The organism is Coprococcus sp. AF16-22 (genome assembly GCF_003461545.1).
GTDB lineage: Bacteria > Bacillota > Clostridia > Lachnospirales > Lachnospiraceae > Coprococcus > Coprococcus aceti.
In genome coordinates, this window is the sequence record NZ_QTXH01000009.1 from 1 (window position 1) to 17,351 (window position 17,351).

General features: G+C 45.5%; 12 protein-coding genes. 11 read left to right on the forward strand and 1 reads right to left on the reverse strand.

What is annotated here, in order from left to right; translation table 11 throughout:
• The first annotated feature begins 234 nt into the window (after positions 1-234).
• The 10 genes from DWW60_RS10060 (at position 235) to DWW60_RS10105 (ending at position 13,293) form a co-directional block, all read left to right on the forward strand.
• Positions 235-1,728 carry an anthranilate synthase component I family protein gene (locus DWW60_RS10060; protein ID WP_117875299.1) on the forward strand — a complete coding sequence of 498 codons (1,494 nt, stop codon included), beginning with the start codon at positions 235-237 and terminating at the stop codon, positions 1,726-1,728.
• Between the two features lie 14 nt (positions 1,729-1,742).
• The gene (locus DWW60_RS10065) at positions 1,743-2,309 is read left to right on the forward strand and encodes an anthranilate synthase component II (protein ID WP_055145999.1); all 567 of its coding nucleotides are present in this window, start codon (positions 1,743-1,745) and stop codon (positions 2,307-2,309) included.
• 28 nt (positions 2,310-2,337) lie between these two features.
• Positions 2,338-3,351 (forward strand): anthranilate phosphoribosyltransferase, encoded by a 1,014-nt coding sequence (gene trpD, locus DWW60_RS10070; RefSeq protein ID WP_015534413.1) that lies wholly within the window; start codon positions 2,338-2,340, stop codon positions 3,349-3,351.
• 49 nt (positions 3,352-3,400) lie between these two features.
• Positions 3,401-4,285, forward strand: a complete 885-nt coding sequence (trpC, locus tag DWW60_RS10075) for an indole-3-glycerol phosphate synthase TrpC (protein ID WP_117875300.1) — start codon at positions 3,401-3,403, stop codon at positions 4,283-4,285.
• A gap of 87 nt (positions 4,286-4,372) precedes the next feature.
• Complete coding sequence (gene trpB, locus DWW60_RS10080) at positions 4,373-5,557, forward strand: tryptophan synthase subunit beta (protein WP_055280369.1); 1,185 nt, start codon at positions 4,373-4,375, stop codon at positions 5,555-5,557.
• Entirely contained in the window at positions 5,550-6,320 is a 771-nt protein-coding gene (gene trpA, locus DWW60_RS10085) for a tryptophan synthase subunit alpha (RefSeq protein ID WP_015534410.1), read from the forward strand. The genes trpB and trpA overlap by 8 nt, the downstream gene beginning before the upstream one ends.
• A gap of 477 nt (positions 6,321-6,797) precedes the next feature.
• Positions 6,798-7,172, forward strand: a complete 375-nt coding sequence (locus DWW60_RS10090) for a hypothetical protein (RefSeq protein WP_055272009.1) — start codon at positions 6,798-6,800, stop codon at positions 7,170-7,172.
• Between the two features lie 144 nt (positions 7,173-7,316).
• Entirely contained in the window at positions 7,317-9,305 is a 1,989-nt protein-coding gene (gene uvrB, locus DWW60_RS10095; RefSeq protein ID WP_055272008.1) for an excinuclease ABC subunit UvrB, read from the forward strand.
• A gap of 126 nt (positions 9,306-9,431) precedes the next feature.
• On the forward strand, positions 9,432-12,326 hold the full coding sequence (gene uvrA / locus DWW60_RS10100; RefSeq protein ID WP_117875342.1) for an excinuclease ABC subunit UvrA: 2,895 nt from the start codon (positions 9,432-9,434) through the stop codon (positions 12,324-12,326).
• A 40-nt stretch (positions 12,327-12,366) separates the two neighbouring features.
• Positions 12,367-13,293 carry a hypothetical protein gene (locus tag DWW60_RS10105; RefSeq protein WP_147341856.1) on the forward strand — a complete coding sequence of 309 codons (927 nt, stop codon included), beginning with the start codon at positions 12,367-12,369 and terminating at the stop codon, positions 13,291-13,293.
• A 188-nt stretch (positions 13,294-13,481) separates the two neighbouring features.
• Here DWW60_RS10105 and fba read toward each other — a convergent pair whose 3' ends face one another.
• The gene (gene fba / locus DWW60_RS10110) at positions 13,482-14,351 is read right to left on the reverse strand and encodes a class II fructose-1,6-bisphosphate aldolase (RefSeq protein WP_015534405.1); all 870 of its coding nucleotides are present in this window, start codon (positions 14,349-14,351) and stop codon (positions 13,482-13,484) included.
• A 338-nt stretch (positions 14,352-14,689) separates the two neighbouring features.
• Here fba and DWW60_RS10115 point away from each other — a divergent pair, with 338 nt between their 5' ends.
• A complete protein-coding gene (locus tag DWW60_RS10115; RefSeq protein WP_117875302.1) occupies positions 14,690-17,341 on the forward strand; it encodes an ABC transporter ATP-binding protein/permease in 2,652 nt (883 codons plus the stop codon).
• Positions 17,342-17,351 lie beyond the last annotated feature (10 nt).

The following is a 17,351-nucleotide window of genomic DNA, read 5'->3' on the forward strand; positions in this document are numbered from 1 at the left end:
ATTTATATATATTTTTTTTTATTTATTGATGAAATTAGGTGGCACCGCAGGAGATTAGATTTCTTGTCCTAATGTTTGTAGGATAAGGAATTTTTTTTATGTCCTGTGGTTTTTTTATTTTCATAAGGAGGGACCCGCATAAGCGGGAGGAATCCTTGTGAAGCACGCAGACGCCGCGCGAAGCGCCTTTCATGCGTCTGCTCATAATGGATTAATTGGCAAGGAGGATGAGACATGATAAGACCAGAACTTAGCGAGGCAAAGAAATATGCGGCAGACGGATATAGGATGGTTCCGGTGTGCTGCGAGATGTTATCGGATGTGATCACACCTATCAACTTACTCAGAAAGCTGAAAGCGGCAAATGAGCACTGTTACATACTTGAGAGCGTGGAGAATCAGGAGGTGTGGGGACGGTACACATTTCTTGGTTACAATCCGAAGCTTGATGTCACATGCATGAATGGGCACATACAGCTCAAGGATATAGATGGAAATGTGATAAAGAAAGCGGATGACATTCATCCTGAGGGATTCATAAGAGAGATACTTAAGGATTACAAGAGTCCGAAGATAGAAGGACTTCCAACATTTACAGGCGGGTTTGTCGGTTACTTCTCATATGATTATATAAAGTACAGTGAGAAGAAGCTTGTGATCGATGCCGATGACGATGAGGGATTTCAGGATCTGGATCTGATGTTATTTGACAAGGTCATAGCATTTGACAATTTCAAGTCAAAGCTGATCCTCATTGCAAATGCTGACACGTCCGATATAGAAACCGGATATGCAAAGGCACTTGCTGACATAGAAGATATGAAGAAGCTAATCCTCGATGGAGAGATGGCTGAGATAGAGCCGGTTAAGATGAAGAGTGATTTCAAGCCTCTGTTCAATAAAGAAAAATATTGCAGCATGGTCGAGAGGGCAAAGAAGTACATATTCGAGGGAGATATCTTCCAGGTGGTTCTGTCCAACAGACTTGAGGCTGAGATGGAGGGTTCACTGTTCAATACATACAGGGTTCTCAGAAGCACAAATCCTTCTCCGTATATGTTCTACTTCAGCGGCGACCAGATAGAGGTTGCGGGCGCATCACCTGAGACACTGGTAAAGCTTGAGAATGGCGTGCTCCACACATTTCCTCTTGCTGGAACGAGACCGAGGGGAAAGACAAAGGAAGAGGATATGAGACTTGAGGCCGGACTTATGGCGGATGAGAAGGAGCTGGCGGAGCACAACATGCTGGTGGATCTCGGAAGAAATGATCTTGGTAAGATAAGCAAGTTCGGAACTGTTGAGGTTGAGCAGTACATGAAGGTTCAGAGGTACTCACATGTAATGCATATCGGGTCAACGGTCAAAGGAGAGATCGATGACAGCAGGTATGATGAGCTGTCAGCCGTGGATGCGGTACTTCCAGCAGGAACCCTCTCGGGAGCACCGAAGATCAGAGCGTGTCAGATCATCAACGAGCTGGAGAACAACAAGAGAGGAATATATGGTGGAGCCATAGGATACATAGATTTCACAGGGAATCTTGATACATGTATAGCCATAAGGATCGCATACAAAAAGGGTGACAAGGTATTTGTCAGATCCGGAGCGGGAATCGTGGCGGACAGTGTTCCGGCAAATGAGTTCCAGGAATGTATCAACAAGGCAAAGGCAGTTACAACAGCACTCACAATGAGCGCTTTTCATGCGCATGCACAATACATATAAGGAGGACAAAATAAATGACAATACTTATAGACAATTACGACAGCTTCTCCTACAACCTGTATCAGCTTGTGGGGGCAATAAATCCGGATATAAAGGTCATAAGAAATGATGAGTTCACCTGTGAGGAGATTGAAGCGATGAATCCTGATCACATAATCATTTCACCGGGACCCGGAAGACCTTCGGATGCGGGAATGTGTGAGGAAGCGGTGAGATATTTTGCAGGAAAAGTACCAATCCTCGGCGTGTGTCTCGGACATCAGGCGATTTGTGAGACATATGGTGCGACAGTCACATATGCAAAGAAACTTATGCATGGAAAGATGTCGCTGGTTGATGTGGATCTGAACTGCAGATTGTTCAGGGGACTTCAGAGCAAGATACAGGTTGCCAGATATCATTCACTGGCAGCAGCAGATGAGAATTTCCCTGAATGTCTGGAGGTCACAGCCAGGACGGAGGATGGAGAGATCATGGCAGTAAAACACAGGAATTATGAGGTATATGGAGTTCAGTTCCATCCGGAGTCTATACTGACACCGAAGGGCAAGATAATGCTCAGAAATTTTTTAGAGATATAAAATGATATAAAATAAGGAGGATATGGCGATGATACAGGAAACTCTTAAGAAGGTAGCAGCAGGACAGGATCTTACATACGATGAGGCATATGCCAGCATGGATGAGATATTCAGTGGTCAGGTGCCGGGAGAGACAACGGCGGGATATCTCACAGCGCTTCACATGAAGGGCGAGACGCTTGACGAGATAACAGCCAGTGCAAATGGAATGAGAGACCATGCGGAGTCTCTTCCACATGACGGAATAGATGTTCTTGAGATCGTGGGAACAGGCGGAGATTGTGCGAATTCATTTAACATATCGACAACGAGTGGTATAGTTGCAGCGGCGGCCGGAGTACCGATCGCAAAGCACGGCAACAGAAGCGTATCAAGCAAGAGTGGAGCAGCGGATGTACTTGAGGCTCTTGGTGTAAATATCTCCATATCACCTGAAAAGATGGGCAAGGTTCTTGCTGAGTGCAACATGAGCTTTATGTTTGCCCAGGTTTATCACAAGGCGATGAAATATGCAGGTCCGGTCAGAAAGGCACTTGGAATACCGACAGTATTCAATATCCTTGGACCTCTCACCAACCCGGCAAAGGCTCAGATGCAGATCATGGGAGTATACAAGGAGGAGCTTGTTGATCAGATGGCTCCTGTACTTGTTGGTCTTGGTGTAAAACGGGGACTTGTCGTATACGGACAGGATTGTCTGGATGAGATATCCATGAGCGCACCTACAACAGTTGCAGAGATCAAAGATGGCGAGATTACAAAGTACGAGATCAAGCCAGAGAATTTCGGATTTGAGAGATGCAGCAAGGAGGATCTGGTGGGCGGCGATCCTGAGGAAAACGCGCAGATTACTCGCGATATCCTGTCAGGCAAGATCAAAGGAGCCAAGAGAAATGCAGTTGTACTGAACGCAGCAGCTTGTATCTACATCGCAGGCAAGGCAGATTCCATAGCGGATGGAATCAAGGTTGCAGAGGACGTGATCGACAGTGGCAAGGCTGCTGAGACGCTTGATGCATTTGTAAGACTGACAAATGAGTAGATAAGTTTCATCGCAGACTATGATAGAAAGTTGTATAGAGAGGTAAGAGATGATATTAGATGAGATAGCTGCAAAGACAAAGGAACGTGTGGCGGAGCAGAAGAAAAAAGTTCCTCTTGAGGAGATGAAGAGACAGGCACTTGATATAGTTGCCAAAGAGACGGATAACGGCAGCAGCCCATATAGTAAGTTCCCATTTAGAGATAATCTGGCAGCGGATGGAATATCGTTTATCTGTGAGGTCAAGAAGGCATCGCCTTCCAAGGGGCTTATCGCACCGGACTTTCCTTATGTTGAGATCGCAAAGGAATATGAGGCGGCTGGTGCTTCAGCCATATCGGTGCTCACTGAGCCGTTTTATTTCCAGGGAAGCAATCAGTTCCTGATGGATATAAAGAAGGAGGTAAATATACCGCTGCTGAGGAAGGATTTTACAGTTGACGAGTATATGATATATGAGGCAAAGGTCATAGGAGCCTCGGCGGTGCTTTTGATTTGCGCAATACTGGATGACGAGCAGCTTGCCTCATATCTTCGGCTTGCGCATGAACTTGGGATGTCGGCTCTGGTTGAGGCTCACGATGAGGATGAGGTCAGACGGGCGATAGCCTGCGGAGCCGGCATCATCGGAGTGAACAACAGAGATCTCAGAACATTTACGGTGGATATCATGAACAGCGTTCGTCTTAGAAAGCTGATACCGGATACGGTGCCAGCCACCCATATGGGGACGGAGGTACCTGTCACTGGTACAGGAGCTGCGGCTGACACTTTAGCACCCCAGAAGATGGTGTATGTGTCTGAGAGTGGAATCAAGGCAAAAGAGGACATAGACAGGCTCAAGGCAAATGGAACTGATGCGGTGCTCATAGGTGAGACATTTATGAGAAGTCCCGACAAGAAGAAGTTGTTTGCGGAACTTAGAGGCGAGTAACACATTATATAGAAGAAACACAATACAAAAGTGTAGAAATTACATTTGAAAATATATCTGAGAAGACAAAAACAGGAGGAAAAACATATGTCAAAAGGCAGATTTGGCGTTCACGGCGGCCAGTACATTCCAGAGACTCTGATGAATGCGATGCTGGAGCTGGAGGAGGCTTACAAGAAATATAAAGATGATCCGGAGTTCAACAGAGAACTCACAGAGATGCTCAACGAGTATGCGGGAAGACCTAGCAGACTTTACTATGCGGAGAGAATGACAAAGGATCTGGGCGGTGCAAAGATCTACCTTAAGAGAGAGGATCTGAACCACACAGGAGCACACAAGATCAACAACGTAATCGGACAGATGCTCCTTGCCAAGAGAATGGGCAAGACAAGAGTTATCGCGGAGACCGGTGCCGGACAGCACGGTGTTGCAACAGCTACAGTTGCAGCCATGATGGGCATGGAGTGTGAGATATACATGGGCGAGGAGGACACGATCAGACAGGCTCTCAACGTGTACAGAATGAGACTTCTGGGTGCAAAGGTTCATCCGGTAAAGACTGGAACAGCCACACTGAAGGATGCGGTATCTGAGGCATTCCGTGAGTGGACAAGCAGGATCGATGACACACACTATGTACTCGGCTCAGTCATGGGACCATATCCTTTCCCTGAGATCGTCCGTGATTTCCAGGCTGTGATCAGTAAAGAGATCAAGGCACAGCTCATGGAGAAGGAGGGAAGACTTCCTGATGTCGTCATGGCATGTGTGGGCGGTGGTTCAAATGCCATCGGAGCTTTCTACGATTTCATACCTGACGAGAGTGTCAGATTGATCGGCTGTGAGGCAGCAGGCAGAGGTGTTGATACATTTGAGACAGCGGCAACTATTGCGACTGGAAAGCTTGGTATATTCCACGGCATGAAGTCCTACTTCTGTCAGGATGAATTTGGCCAGATCGCACCTGTATATTCGATCTCAGCGGGACTTGACTACCCGGGAATCGGACCTGAGCACGCATATCTTCACGACATCGGACGTGCAGAGTATGTGGCGATCACAGATGACGAGGCAGTTGATGCATTTGAGTATCTGTCAAGGATCGAGGGAATCATCCCTGCGATAGAGAGCGCCCACGCTGTGGCTTATGCCATGAAGCTGGCACCTACAATGGACAAGGATAAGATAATAGTGATCAATGTATCAGGACGTGGCGACAAGGACGTTGCAGCCATCGCAAGATACAGAGGGGAGGATCTTCATGAGTAATATAGCAAAAGCATTTGAGCATGGAAAAGCATTTATACCATTTGTGACATGTGGCGATCCGTCGCTGGATGTGACAGAGGAGGTAGTATACGCAATGGTGGAGGCCGGTGCAGACCTTATAGAGCTGGGAATCCCATTCTCAGACCCGACAGCCGAGGGTCCGGTCATTCAGGGCGCAAATATAAGAGCGCTTGCAGGCGGCGTGACGACAGACAAGGTATTTGACCTTGTGAGAAAGCTACGCAAGAAAGTGACAATACCTATGGTGTTCATGACATATGCAAATGTCGTGTTCTCGTACGGTTCGGAGAGATTCATCAGCACATGCAAGGAGATTGGCATAGACGGTCTGATCCTTCCTGACATTCCTTACGAGGAGAAGGACGAGTTTGATGGAATCTGTAAGCAGTATGATGTGGATCTCATTTCACTCATCGCACCTACATCCCATGAGAGAATATCCATGATCGCAAATGATGCGAGTGGATTTGTATACTGCGTGTCATCACTCGGTGTAACCGGAACCAGAACCAAGATTACCACAGACATAGGAGCAATGGTCGATCTGGTGAAGAAGGCGAAGGACATCCCTTGCGCTGTAGGTTTCGGAATATCCACACCTGAGCAGGCAAAGCAGATGGCGGAAAAGTCAGACGGTGTCATCGTCGGTTCAGCCATCGTCAAGCTGTGTGCCCAGTACGGCAAGGACTGTGTGCCTTATGTGACAGATTATGTGAAGAGCATGAAGGATGCGATAAGGTAGGAAATTATAGATACTAATTGGGGTATGCATTTGTGGATGCATATTTAAGAGAGTCGGAGAAATCTGGCTCTCTTGTGTTTTATAGATATATTTATAAATATGTTGACACCACAATTAGTTTTTGATATAACATATACATCAGCGATTGCTGATATCCATAATGAAAATTGAATAAATCATATTTTAAGTAGAAGAGTTTGAAAACATGATGAGTAGCAAGTGCTACAAGTCTGCGATCATGACTCTTTTTTTGTTGCCTTTTGGGCATGGGGCAGATTTCAAATGAAAACTGAATATGCATCTGCCCGGTATCCGGGGCAGCAAAGAATACGGACACAGCGACTGTCGTCGGCTGAAAAATGACAGACCGGGGAGCGGGCACCATGGAGGTGTGAGCTGGTGAAGCTTCAGATAACACATTGACAACATTTTGTAGATTTATTTTAGGTTTATTTTTTCATTATGGAGGTAACGATTATGAGATATTCATTTACAGAAAAGACATCACACAGACAGCAGGAGACAGCATACATGCTTTACATGATCATCGGCAGCTATTTTCACAGATGCAGCTGCAGATCAAAGGCGTTGGAGGAGAATCTCTTCCTTTATTATAAAGAGCTTGGAGAACGCAGACAGATAGATAAAGAGAGACAGATCATCAGAGTCAGCGAGGGTGTGCTGAAAGACAATATGACAGATCTGGCGGAGATGAATGCTGAGGTGGTTATCTCAAGGGCAGATGATCTGTATATATTAAGATTTTACACAGGATTTGAGAGGGTCGTGGTGACTGTCGATGAGAAAGGCTGCTATGAGATAAGCCTGGGTAGGGATGAACTAGCGGCATAGAAGGTGTTGTGAGCAAACAGATGAAGTATAGTGGCAGTTGTTCAGGGGATAAATAAACTTGAGCAACTGCCGTGTTTTTACTTGATATGGGAACTAATGTTCGATATAATAGATGTAGGCTTTAGCCTAGAGTAGGAGACTTTTATGGATCATTTTGAATTGGTATCGGAATACAAGCCTACCGGAGATCAGCCGGAGGCTATTGAAAAATTGGTAAAGGGTTTTCAGGAAGGTAATCAGTTTGAGACGCTGCTGGGTGTAACCGGATCTGGTAAGACTTTTACCATGGCGAATGTCATACAGCAGCTGAATAAGCCCACGCTTATACTTGCACATAACAAGACTCTGGCGGCGCAGCTTTATGGGGAGATGAAGGAGTTTTTTCCGAACAATGCGGTGGAGTATTTTGTATCATACTACGATTATTATCAGCCGGAAGCATATGTGGCGTCTACGGATACTTATATTGCAAAGGATTCGTCTATCAATGACGATATTGACCGGATGAGACATAGCGCCACAGCAGCACTCATAGACAGAAAAGATGTCATAGTGGTTGCATCTGTGTCGTGTATATATGGTATCGGTGATCCGGACGAGTACAGGAATCAGATGCTGTCATTCAGAGTCGGAATGATAAAGGACAGAGATCAGGTCATCGATGAACTGACAGATATACAGTATGATAGGAATGACATGGATCTGCAGAGAGGTACGTTCAGAGTGCGCGGGGATGTACTTGAGATAATTCCTGTGTCAACATTTGACGATGGAATAAGGATAGAATTCTTCGGGGATGAGATAGACAGGATCACAGAGTTTGATCCGCTCACCGGAGAGGGAAAGAGAGATCTGACATATACATGCCTGTTTCCGGCATCCCACTATGTAGTTGGACAGGAGAAGATGGAGAAGGCGCTGAAGAGGATAGAGGCGGAGCTCAAGGACAGAGTTGCTTACTTCAAGTCAAAGGATAAACTCATCGAGGCACAGCGTATAGAGGAGAGAACTAACTTTGATATGGAGATGATGAGAGAGACTGGATTTTGCTCTGGTATAGAGAACTATTCCGGTCCGCTGGCTGGAAGATCAGCCGGAGAGACGCCGAGCACACTGCTGGATTTCTTTGATGATGACTTTCTTCTTATTATAGATGAGTCACATATGACGGTGCCTCAGGTCGGTGCGATGTATTCTGGAGACCGTTCCCGTAAAATGAATCTGGTGGACTATGGATTCAGATTGCCATCGGCACTTGACAACAGACCACTCAACTTCTCGGAATTTGAGCAGAAGCTTGATCAGGTCATGTTTGTATCAGCCACACCGGGCAAATACGAGGAGGAGCACCAGATGCTTATGGCTGAACAGATCATCAGACCTACAGGACTTCTTGATCCGCCGGTTGAGGTCAGACCGGTGGAAGGTCAGATAGATGATCTGCTGAAAGAGGTCCGCAAGGAGACCGAGCAGGGACACAAGGTACTTGTGACAACACTTACCAAGCGTATGGCTGAAGATCTCACCAGCTATATGAGGGACAATGATATAAAGGTAAAATATCTGCACTCGGATATAGACACCATGGAGAGAGTTGAGATAGTGAGAGATCTCCGCCTTGGAGTATTTGATGTGCTTGTTGGAATCAACCTTCTGAGAGAGGGTCTTGATATACCGGAGATCACACTGGTAGCCATACTTGACGCTGATAAGGAAGGTTTCCTGCGATCGGAGACATCACTCATCCAGACCATAGGAAGAGCAGCCCGAAATGTGGATGGACATGTCATCATGTATGCGGATACTATCACGGGCTCCATGAAGTATGCCCTCGATGAGACGAGCAGACGTCGTGAGATACAGCAGAAGTATAATGAGGAACATGGAATAACCCCTAAGACTATAGAGAAGAGCATAAGGGATCTCATAACCATAGAGGTGAAGAAGGAGGAACTTCCAGAGGAGGATAAGGACGCTGAGTCCATGACGAAGAAGGAGCTTCAGAAGGTTATCGCCAAGCTGACCAAGAAGATGAATATGGCGGCAGCAGACCTCAACTTTGAGGTGGCGGCAGAGATCAGGGATCAGCTCAAGGTGTATAAGGCGGCACTGAGAGATTATGATAAAGAATAGATGGATGCAGGGTAGATAATTAGGATATAACAAATATAAATAATAAAGAGAAAAGGTTAGATCAAGATGGAAGACAATAAGAATTATGAACGTGGTGAGCATCTGGAGAATATAACGGATGCGAGCATGAAAGATGATGATTATTTCAACGCCAGCAGGAATATTGACAGGAAGTATATTACTATTGAGGGCGCACGTGAAAATAATCTGAAGAATATCAATGTCAAGATTCCAAGGGACAAATTTGTTGTCGTGACAGGACTTTCGGGATCAGGTAAGTCTTCACTGGCATTTGACACGATATATGCGGAGGGACAGAGACGATACATGGAGTCGCTGTCCTCCTATGCGAGACAGTTCCTTGGACAGGCTGAGAAGCCGGACGTGGACAAGATAGAGGGACTTTCCCCTGCAATCTCCATAGATCAGAAGTCAACAAACAGAAATCCTCGATCCACAGTTGGCACTGTCACTGAGATATACGACTATTTCAGACTTCTCTATGCCAGAGTGGGAATACCACACTGCCCGAACTGTGGTAAGGTCATAAGCAGACAGACGGTTGACCAGATGGTGGATGAGATCATGAAACTACCTGAGAGGACAAAGTTCATGGTGCTTGCGCCTGTGGTCAGAGGCCGAAAGGGAGAGCATGTAAAGCTGCTGGAGAAGGCAAAGAAGAGCGGATTTGTCAGAGTGGTTGTCGATGGCAGCATGTATGAGCTGTCGGAGGAGATAAAGCTCGATAAGAACAAGAAGCACAGTATAGATATAGTTGTCGATCGTCTGGTTGTAAGACAGGATGTGGAGAGGCGACTCACAGATTCCATAGAGACCGCACTTCAGCTTGCAGAGGGGCTTATGAAGATTGAGGTGATCGGGGAGAGGGATGAGAATGGTGTTCAGAAGGAGAATACCATTATCAATTTCTCAGACAGCTTTTCATGCCCGGATTGCGGAATCAGCATAGATGAGATAGAGCCGAGAAGCTTTTCGTTCAACAATCCATTTGGCGCATGCCCGACATGTGCAGGTCTTGGCTTCAAGATGGAATTTGATCCGGATCTTATGATACCCGATCAGAGTTTGTCGATAAATGATGGAGCCATAGTGGTTCTGGGATGGCAGTCATGCAATGATGGCAAGAGCTATTCAAATGCAATACTCAAGGCACTCAGTGCGGAGTATGGATTCTCTCTTGATACGCCATTTCAGGATTATCCACAGGATATAAAAGATCTCTTATTATATGGAAAGAACTCTCGCCCGGTTAAGGTGCATTATAAGGGACAGCGCGGGGAGGGAGTGTATGATATAACATTTGAGGGACTCATAAAGAGTGTTGCCAGAAGATACAGGGAGACATCTGCGGAGTCCACAAAGGCCGAGTATGAGACATTCATGACGATAACTCCGTGTGAGGTCTGTGGTGGCAAGAGACTTAAGCCGACAGCCCTTGCTGTTACAGTTGGAGATAAGAATATTGCCGAACTTACAGAGCTTCCTATCACAGAACTTGCAAAGTTTATGAAGAATCTGGAACTCACTGACAGACAGAAGATGATAGGTGCGGCCATACTCAAGGAGATCAGGTCGAGACTGCATTTCCTTATAGATGTGGGACTTGACTATCTGTGTCTGAGTAGAGGTACAAGCACGCTCTCAGGTGGAGAGGCACAGAGAATAAGACTTGCCACGCAGATAGGTTCAGGTCTGGTCGGAGTTGCATATATTCTGGATGAGCCAAGTATCGGACTTCATCAGAGAGACAATGACAAGTTGATCGCAGCGCTCAAGAATCTGAGAGACCTTGGAAATACACTGATAGTTGTAGAGCACGACGAGGATACCATGAGGGCGGCGGATCACATCATAGATATAGGACCGGGAGCCGGTGCAAATGGTGGATATGTGGTAGCTGAGGGTACGGCTGAAGACATTATGAAATGTGAGAATTCTATCACCGGTGACTACTTAAGTGGCAGGAAGAAGATAGAGGTTCCGGATGTGAGGAGAAAGCCAACCGGATGGCTCACTGTCAAGAATGCTTATGAGAACAATCTCAAGCATATAGATGTGGACATACCACTTGGAATCATGACATGTGTGACGGGTGTGTCTGGTTCAGGAAAGAGTTCTCTGGTAAATGAGATCTTGTACAAGAAGCTGGCGAGAAGACTCAACAAGAGCAGGATTAAAGCAGGAAAGCACGACCATATCATTGGCTATGATGCTTTGGATAAGATTATCAATATAGACCAGTCACCTATAGGTAGAACGCCGAGATCCAATCCGGCTACTTATACAGGTACATTTGATCTGATAAGGGATTTGTTTGCTGGAACCAAGGATGCCAAGGCAAGAGGTTACGGCAAGGGAAGATTCAGCTTCAATGTATCCGGAGGACGATGCGAGGCATGTCGTGGAGACGGAATAATCAAGATAGAGATGCATTTCCTGCCAGATATATATGTGCCATGTGAGGTGTGTGGAGGAAAGAGATACAACAGAGAGACTTTGGAGGTCAAGTACAAGGGCAAGAGTATCAATGAAGTTCTCGATATGACAGTTGATGAGGCGTGCGAGTTCTTTGCAAATGTTCCAAGGATACTGAGGAAGATAGAGACTCTCCGTGATGTGGGACTCGGATATATCAAGCTGGGTCAGCCATCCACCACTCTGTCGGGCGGAGAGGCGCAGAGAATCAAGCTTGCAACAGAGCTTTCGAGACGAGGAACAGGAAAGACGATATATGTGCTTGATGAGCCAACCACGGGACTTCATTTTGCTGATGTGCACAGACTTGTGGATATACTCAGAAGGCTCAGCGAGGGCGGCAACACAGTTGTGGTTATCGAACATAATCTTGACGTTATCAAGACCGCAGATTATATTATTGACATGGGACCTGAAGGAGGCGCTGGCGGTGGAACGGTCATTGCCAGAGGAACTCCTGAGGAAGTTGCGAAGATACCTCAGTCCTATACAGGACAGTATCTGAAGAGGTATCTCGATATGTAAGGGATGTGTCGAATAATTACATCGGAGGTAGATGACGAACATGGATGAACAGAATAGAGTAGAAGATATTGACAGAGTTGATGGCGGGTCGACTTCTGAGCAGAATCTGGAGCAGGAAAAGGCTATGATGGCTGAGAATAGTCAGGCACAGAATGGTCAGGGTGTGCAGTCAGTTCAAGCACCATATAGTCAGGTAGCACAGCCAGCTCAGTCACTGTATCAGCAGATGCCACAGTATGGCCAGCCGGTGCAGCAGTCATACCAGCCACAGTCGCAGTACGGTCAGCCAGCCCAGCAGCCATATCAGCCACAGTCACAGTATATCCAGGGAGCACAGCCAATGCAGACACCATACCAGCAGATGCCGCAGTATGGCCAGCCAACCCAGCATCCATACCAGCCACAGTCGCAGTATGGCCAGCCAACCCAGCAGCCATACCAGCCACAGTCGCAGTACGGCCAGCCGGTACAGCCAACGCCATACAACAACCCTATGGGTTATATGGGATATGAGAACAGGCAGAACATACCTGATGATGTGAAGAAGGGATCCACACATGTACCTAATATGTTAAACCTGATCGGCATTATCATGGCTGTTGTATCAGTATTTATTCCTTATGCTTATATGGGGACAGATGCCAGAAGCATAGTTGGAGTGTTTGGGATAAATGTACTGTCAATGCTTGTTGTGGCGGTAGTTATCATAGCAGACGTGATCTGTGCATTTATCAACAAGGCAGGCTGTTATATAGCAGACCTTGTTATATCTATAGTTGTTGGCGGAATATTGATATTTGAATTTGTTCTGTCATTGATAGATCTTGGAAAGCTAGATGCAGCGGCAAATGCAAGACTCGGAGTCGGTGCATGGATCAGCGTGGCAGCGGCACTTTTCATGCTGATATCAGTTCCTATATGGTGGACAATCAGCAGAAAAAAGGATAAGGCAGAGAAGCAAGATTAGAATTTAGAAATTTATATTAGTGAAGATAAAAAATAATATAAAAGAAAAATAAGTAAGAATAAGAACCCCATCATGGCTTGTACAAGCTGTGATGGGGTTCCTTTAAGTTTACGTGAGCGATACTTGTCCGAAAGCTGTCGAACAGTTTATCGTTACATTTGTTAATTGTTCTGTTAAAGATCTGTTAATTAGTCGTTAGCCTTACCAACTGATCCGAAGAGTTCCATCTTCTCCTTAACAGTAGCCTTGATAGCCTCGAAACCAGGAGCGAGAAGCTTTCTAGGATCAAATCCCTTGCCCTCAAGATCCTTACCAGCCTCGATGTACTTTCTTGTAGCATCTGCGAATGATAACTGGCACTCTGTGTTAACGTTGATCTTTGAAACGCCAAGTGAAATAGCCTTCTTGATCATGTCAGCTGGGATACCTGTACCACCGTGAAGAACTAATGGCATAACGCCTGTCTTCTGCTGGATAGCATCAAGTGTCTCAAAGCTAAGTCCCTTCCAGTTAGCTGGGTACTTACCATGGATGTTACCGATACCAGCAGCAAGCATATCTACACCAAGATCAGCGATAGTCTTACACTCATCTGGATCAGCGCACTCGCCCATACCAATAACTCCGTCTTCCTCACCACCGATGGAACCAACCTCACACTCGATTGAGAGGCCAAGCTGATGAGCTACGTTAACGAGCTCTGTTGACTTAGCAAGGTTCTCCTCGAATGGATAGTGTGAACCATCAAACATGATAGAAGTGAAACCAGCCTTAACACACTTGTAGCATCCTTCGTATGTTCCGTGATCAAGGTGAAGAGCTACAGGAACTGTGATTCCAAGTGAATCATGCATAGCCTTAACCATTGCTGCAACTGTCTCAAATCCTGTCATATACTTTCCAGCGCCCTCTGAAACACCAAGGATAACAGGTGACTGAAGCTCCTGAGCTGTGAGGAGAACAGCCTTTGTCCACTCAAGGTTGTTGATGTTGAACTGACCTACTGCGTAGTGACCAGCCTTAGCTTTCTTTAACATTTCTGTTGCTGAAACTAACATTTGTAAAATCCTCCGTAAAATTATATTTGGATACAACGTACCCACTTACGCTGATTATACCCCATATAATAAGAAAATAAAAGAATTTTTAGCCAAAAGTTCAACATATAGTTAGTTTGAACTTATCGATAGAAATGAAAAAAATAAAACATTTATAAAGAATAGCCCGCCTTAATTGCATTGAAAAAAATTAAATGCTATGATTTGCCAGTAATAATGACAAAACTATCAAAGTGTAATGCATATAGAACATAATACGTTATGTGTATGCACACAGACGTGGCGCAAAGCACCTTACTATGCTTTTGCACAATATAATCTTAAAAAGGGAGGACGTAATGCTTCAGCTTAAGAACATCGTGAAGGATTACCATACTGGTGATGAAGTTGTTCAGGCGCTCAAGGGTGTATCTGTGAACTTCAGAAGAAATGAGTTCGTGTCCATACTTGGTCAGTCGGGTTGTGGAAAGACAACGCTTCTGAACATAGTGGGCGGACTGGATCAGTACACCAGTGGAGATCTGGTTATCAATGGCAAGTCGACAAAGGATTTCAAGTCAAGAGACTGGGATTCATATAGAAACAATTCAGTCGGATTCGTATTCCAGAGCTACAATCTGATACCGCACCAGTCGGTATTGTCAAATGTAGAGCTTGCTCTTACTTTGTCTGGAGTATCAAAGGCAGAGAGAAGAAAGAGAGCGAAGGAGGTTTTGGAGAAGGTTGGTCTGGGAAATCAGATTCACAAGAAACCAAACCAGATGTCCGGTGGACAGATGCAAAGAGTTGCCATCGCCAGAGCACTCATAAACGATCCGGATATTCTGTTGGCTGATGAGCCAACGGGTGCACTTGACACAGAGACAAGTGTTCAGATCATGGAACTGCTCAAGGAGATAGCCAAGGACAAGCTGGTTATTATGGTCACGCACAACCCGGAGTTGGCACAGCAGTATTCAACAAGAATCGTAAAGCTCCTCGATGGAAATATAATAGATGACTCCAATCCATTCTCAGATGAGGATGAAGCAAAGGAGGATGACGGAAGTTATGAACCTAGAAAGACATCCATGAGTATGTTCACAGCGTTCTCGCTGAGTCTGAACAACCTCATGACCAAGAAAGGAAGGACATTCTTAACAGCATTTGCCGGAAGTATAGGAATCATAGGAATAGCGCTTATCTTGTCGCTTTCATCCGGATTTCAGAAGTATATCAACGATGTGCAGGAGGAGACGCTTGCCACGTATCCGGTGCAGATAACGAAGAAAGCGATGGATTACGATGAGCTGCTCTCAAAGATGGTAGGTAACAACGAGGAGGATTCAGATCACAATCACGCTGGCGAGGACAAGGTATATTCGGGAGATATCATGGGAGACATGCTCGTGTCCATGGTGTCAGATGTGAAGGAGAACGACCTTGAGTCATTTAAGAATTATATAGAAGACGATGCAAACGGTTTCACCAAGTATACAAGTGATATAACATACACATATGATACACCATTATATGTGTTTAACGAGAACAGTGCAAATGGCGGTGTTGCCCAGGTAAATCCAAGCACCACAATGACAGATATGGGATTTGGAGGTATGGCGGAGGCACAGGAGTCAACGGCAGATTTCATGTCGGCATTCAGCTACGGTTCATCGTCAATGGACATGTGGACACAGATGCTTGACAACGACACTCTGCTCAAGCAGCAGTACGATGTGCTGGCAGGACACTGGCCTGAGAATAAGAACGAGGTTGTACTTGTCGTCGACAAGAACAATGAGATAAGTGATTTTACACTGTATACTCTTGGACTTAGGGATTCAAAGGAACTGAGCGATATGGTTTCAACCATACTTGCTGGCGGAGAGGCACCGGAGCTTGAGCAGATGGTGTTTACATACGATGACCTTCTTAATCTCAAGTTTAAGGTTGTGCTTCCGGGCGATCTGTACAAGAAGAATGATGATGGAACATACACAGATATGAGTTCTGATGCTGATTTTCTGAAGTCTGCTGTGGCCGGGGGCCTTGAAGTAAAGGTGTCGGCAGTAATCAGGGCTTCGGATAAAGCGTATGCAACTACCATGCAGCCGGGATATATAGGTTACACATCGGAGCTTGCCAATTACATAGTTTCAGAGAACGAGAAGACAGATGTGCTTAAGGCTCAGATGGATAATCCTGATACTGACATGTTCACAGGAATGCCATTTTCAGATGGCAAGGAACTGACAGCGGATGATGTGGATATGGATTCTGTTATGCAGCAGCTTATGGCTTCAGGTCAGGTTACTGAGGACATGCAGGCACAGATGGCGTCCATGACCAAGGATCAGCTCTTCGATATGCTCAAGGGTTACGGTTTCTTCCAGGAGTCAACATCTACTTATGAGGATAACATGTCAAAGCTTGGATATGCAGAGCTTGCAAAGCCGGCTTCCATCAACCTCTACTGTGCAGAATTTGCGGATAAGGACGAGATAACAAAGCTTATAGACAAGTACAACGAGGATTATCCTGACAAGGAGATCACATACACTGATTACATCGGAATCATGCTGTCATCGGTGACAAAGATCATCAACGCGATAACCTATGTACTCATTGCATTTGTGGCAATTTCATTGATAGTTTCATCCATCATGATCGGAATAATTACATATATCTCAGTTCTTGAGAGAACAAAGGAGATTGGTATTCTGCGAAGCATAGGAGCTTCAAAGAAGGATATCTCAAGAGTGTTCAATGCGGAGACATTTATCATAGGTCTCTTCTCAGGACTCATAGGAATCGGCGTGACGATGCTGATCAATATACCAATCAGTAAGGTGATAGAGAGTTATATCAACGTTGCCGGTGTATCGGCGCTTCCTTGGAAGGGTGGAGTGATGCTGGTAATCATCAGCGTTATACTGACATTGATCGGAGGACTTATCCCATCGAGAATTGCAGCTAAGAAGGATCCTGTTATAGCGCTCAGAAGTGAGTAATTATAAATTA

Coding starts and splice junctions, on each gene's coding strand:
- DWW60_RS10060 (WP_117875299.1), top strand. CDS start 235: ATGATAAGACCAGAACTTAGCGAGGCAAAGAAATATGCGGCAGACGGA.
- DWW60_RS10065 (WP_055145999.1), top strand. CDS start 1,743: ATGACAATACTTATAGACAATTACGACAGCTTCTCCTACAACCTGTAT.
- trpD (WP_015534413.1), top strand. CDS start 2,338: ATGATACAGGAAACTCTTAAGAAGGTAGCAGCAGGACAGGATCTTACA.
- trpC (WP_117875300.1), top strand. CDS start 3,401: ATGATATTAGATGAGATAGCTGCAAAGACAAAGGAACGTGTGGCGGAG.
- trpB (WP_055280369.1), top strand. CDS start 4,373: ATGTCAAAAGGCAGATTTGGCGTTCACGGCGGCCAGTACATTCCAGAG.
- trpA (WP_015534410.1), top strand. CDS start 5,550: ATGAGTAATATAGCAAAAGCATTTGAGCATGGAAAAGCATTTATACCA.
- DWW60_RS10090 (WP_055272009.1), top strand. CDS start 6,798: ATGAGATATTCATTTACAGAAAAGACATCACACAGACAGCAGGAGACA.
- uvrB (WP_055272008.1), top strand. CDS start 7,317: ATGGATCATTTTGAATTGGTATCGGAATACAAGCCTACCGGAGATCAG.
- uvrA (WP_117875342.1), top strand. CDS start 9,432: ATGAAAGATGATGATTATTTCAACGCCAGCAGGAATATTGACAGGAAG.
- DWW60_RS10105 (WP_147341856.1), top strand. CDS start 12,367: ATGGATGAACAGAATAGAGTAGAAGATATTGACAGAGTTGATGGCGGG.
- fba (WP_015534405.1), bottom strand. CDS start 14,351: ATGTTAGTTTCAGCAACAGAAATGTTAAAGAAAGCTAAGGCTGGTCAC.
- DWW60_RS10115 (WP_117875302.1), top strand. CDS start 14,690: ATGCTTCAGCTTAAGAACATCGTGAAGGATTACCATACTGGTGATGAA.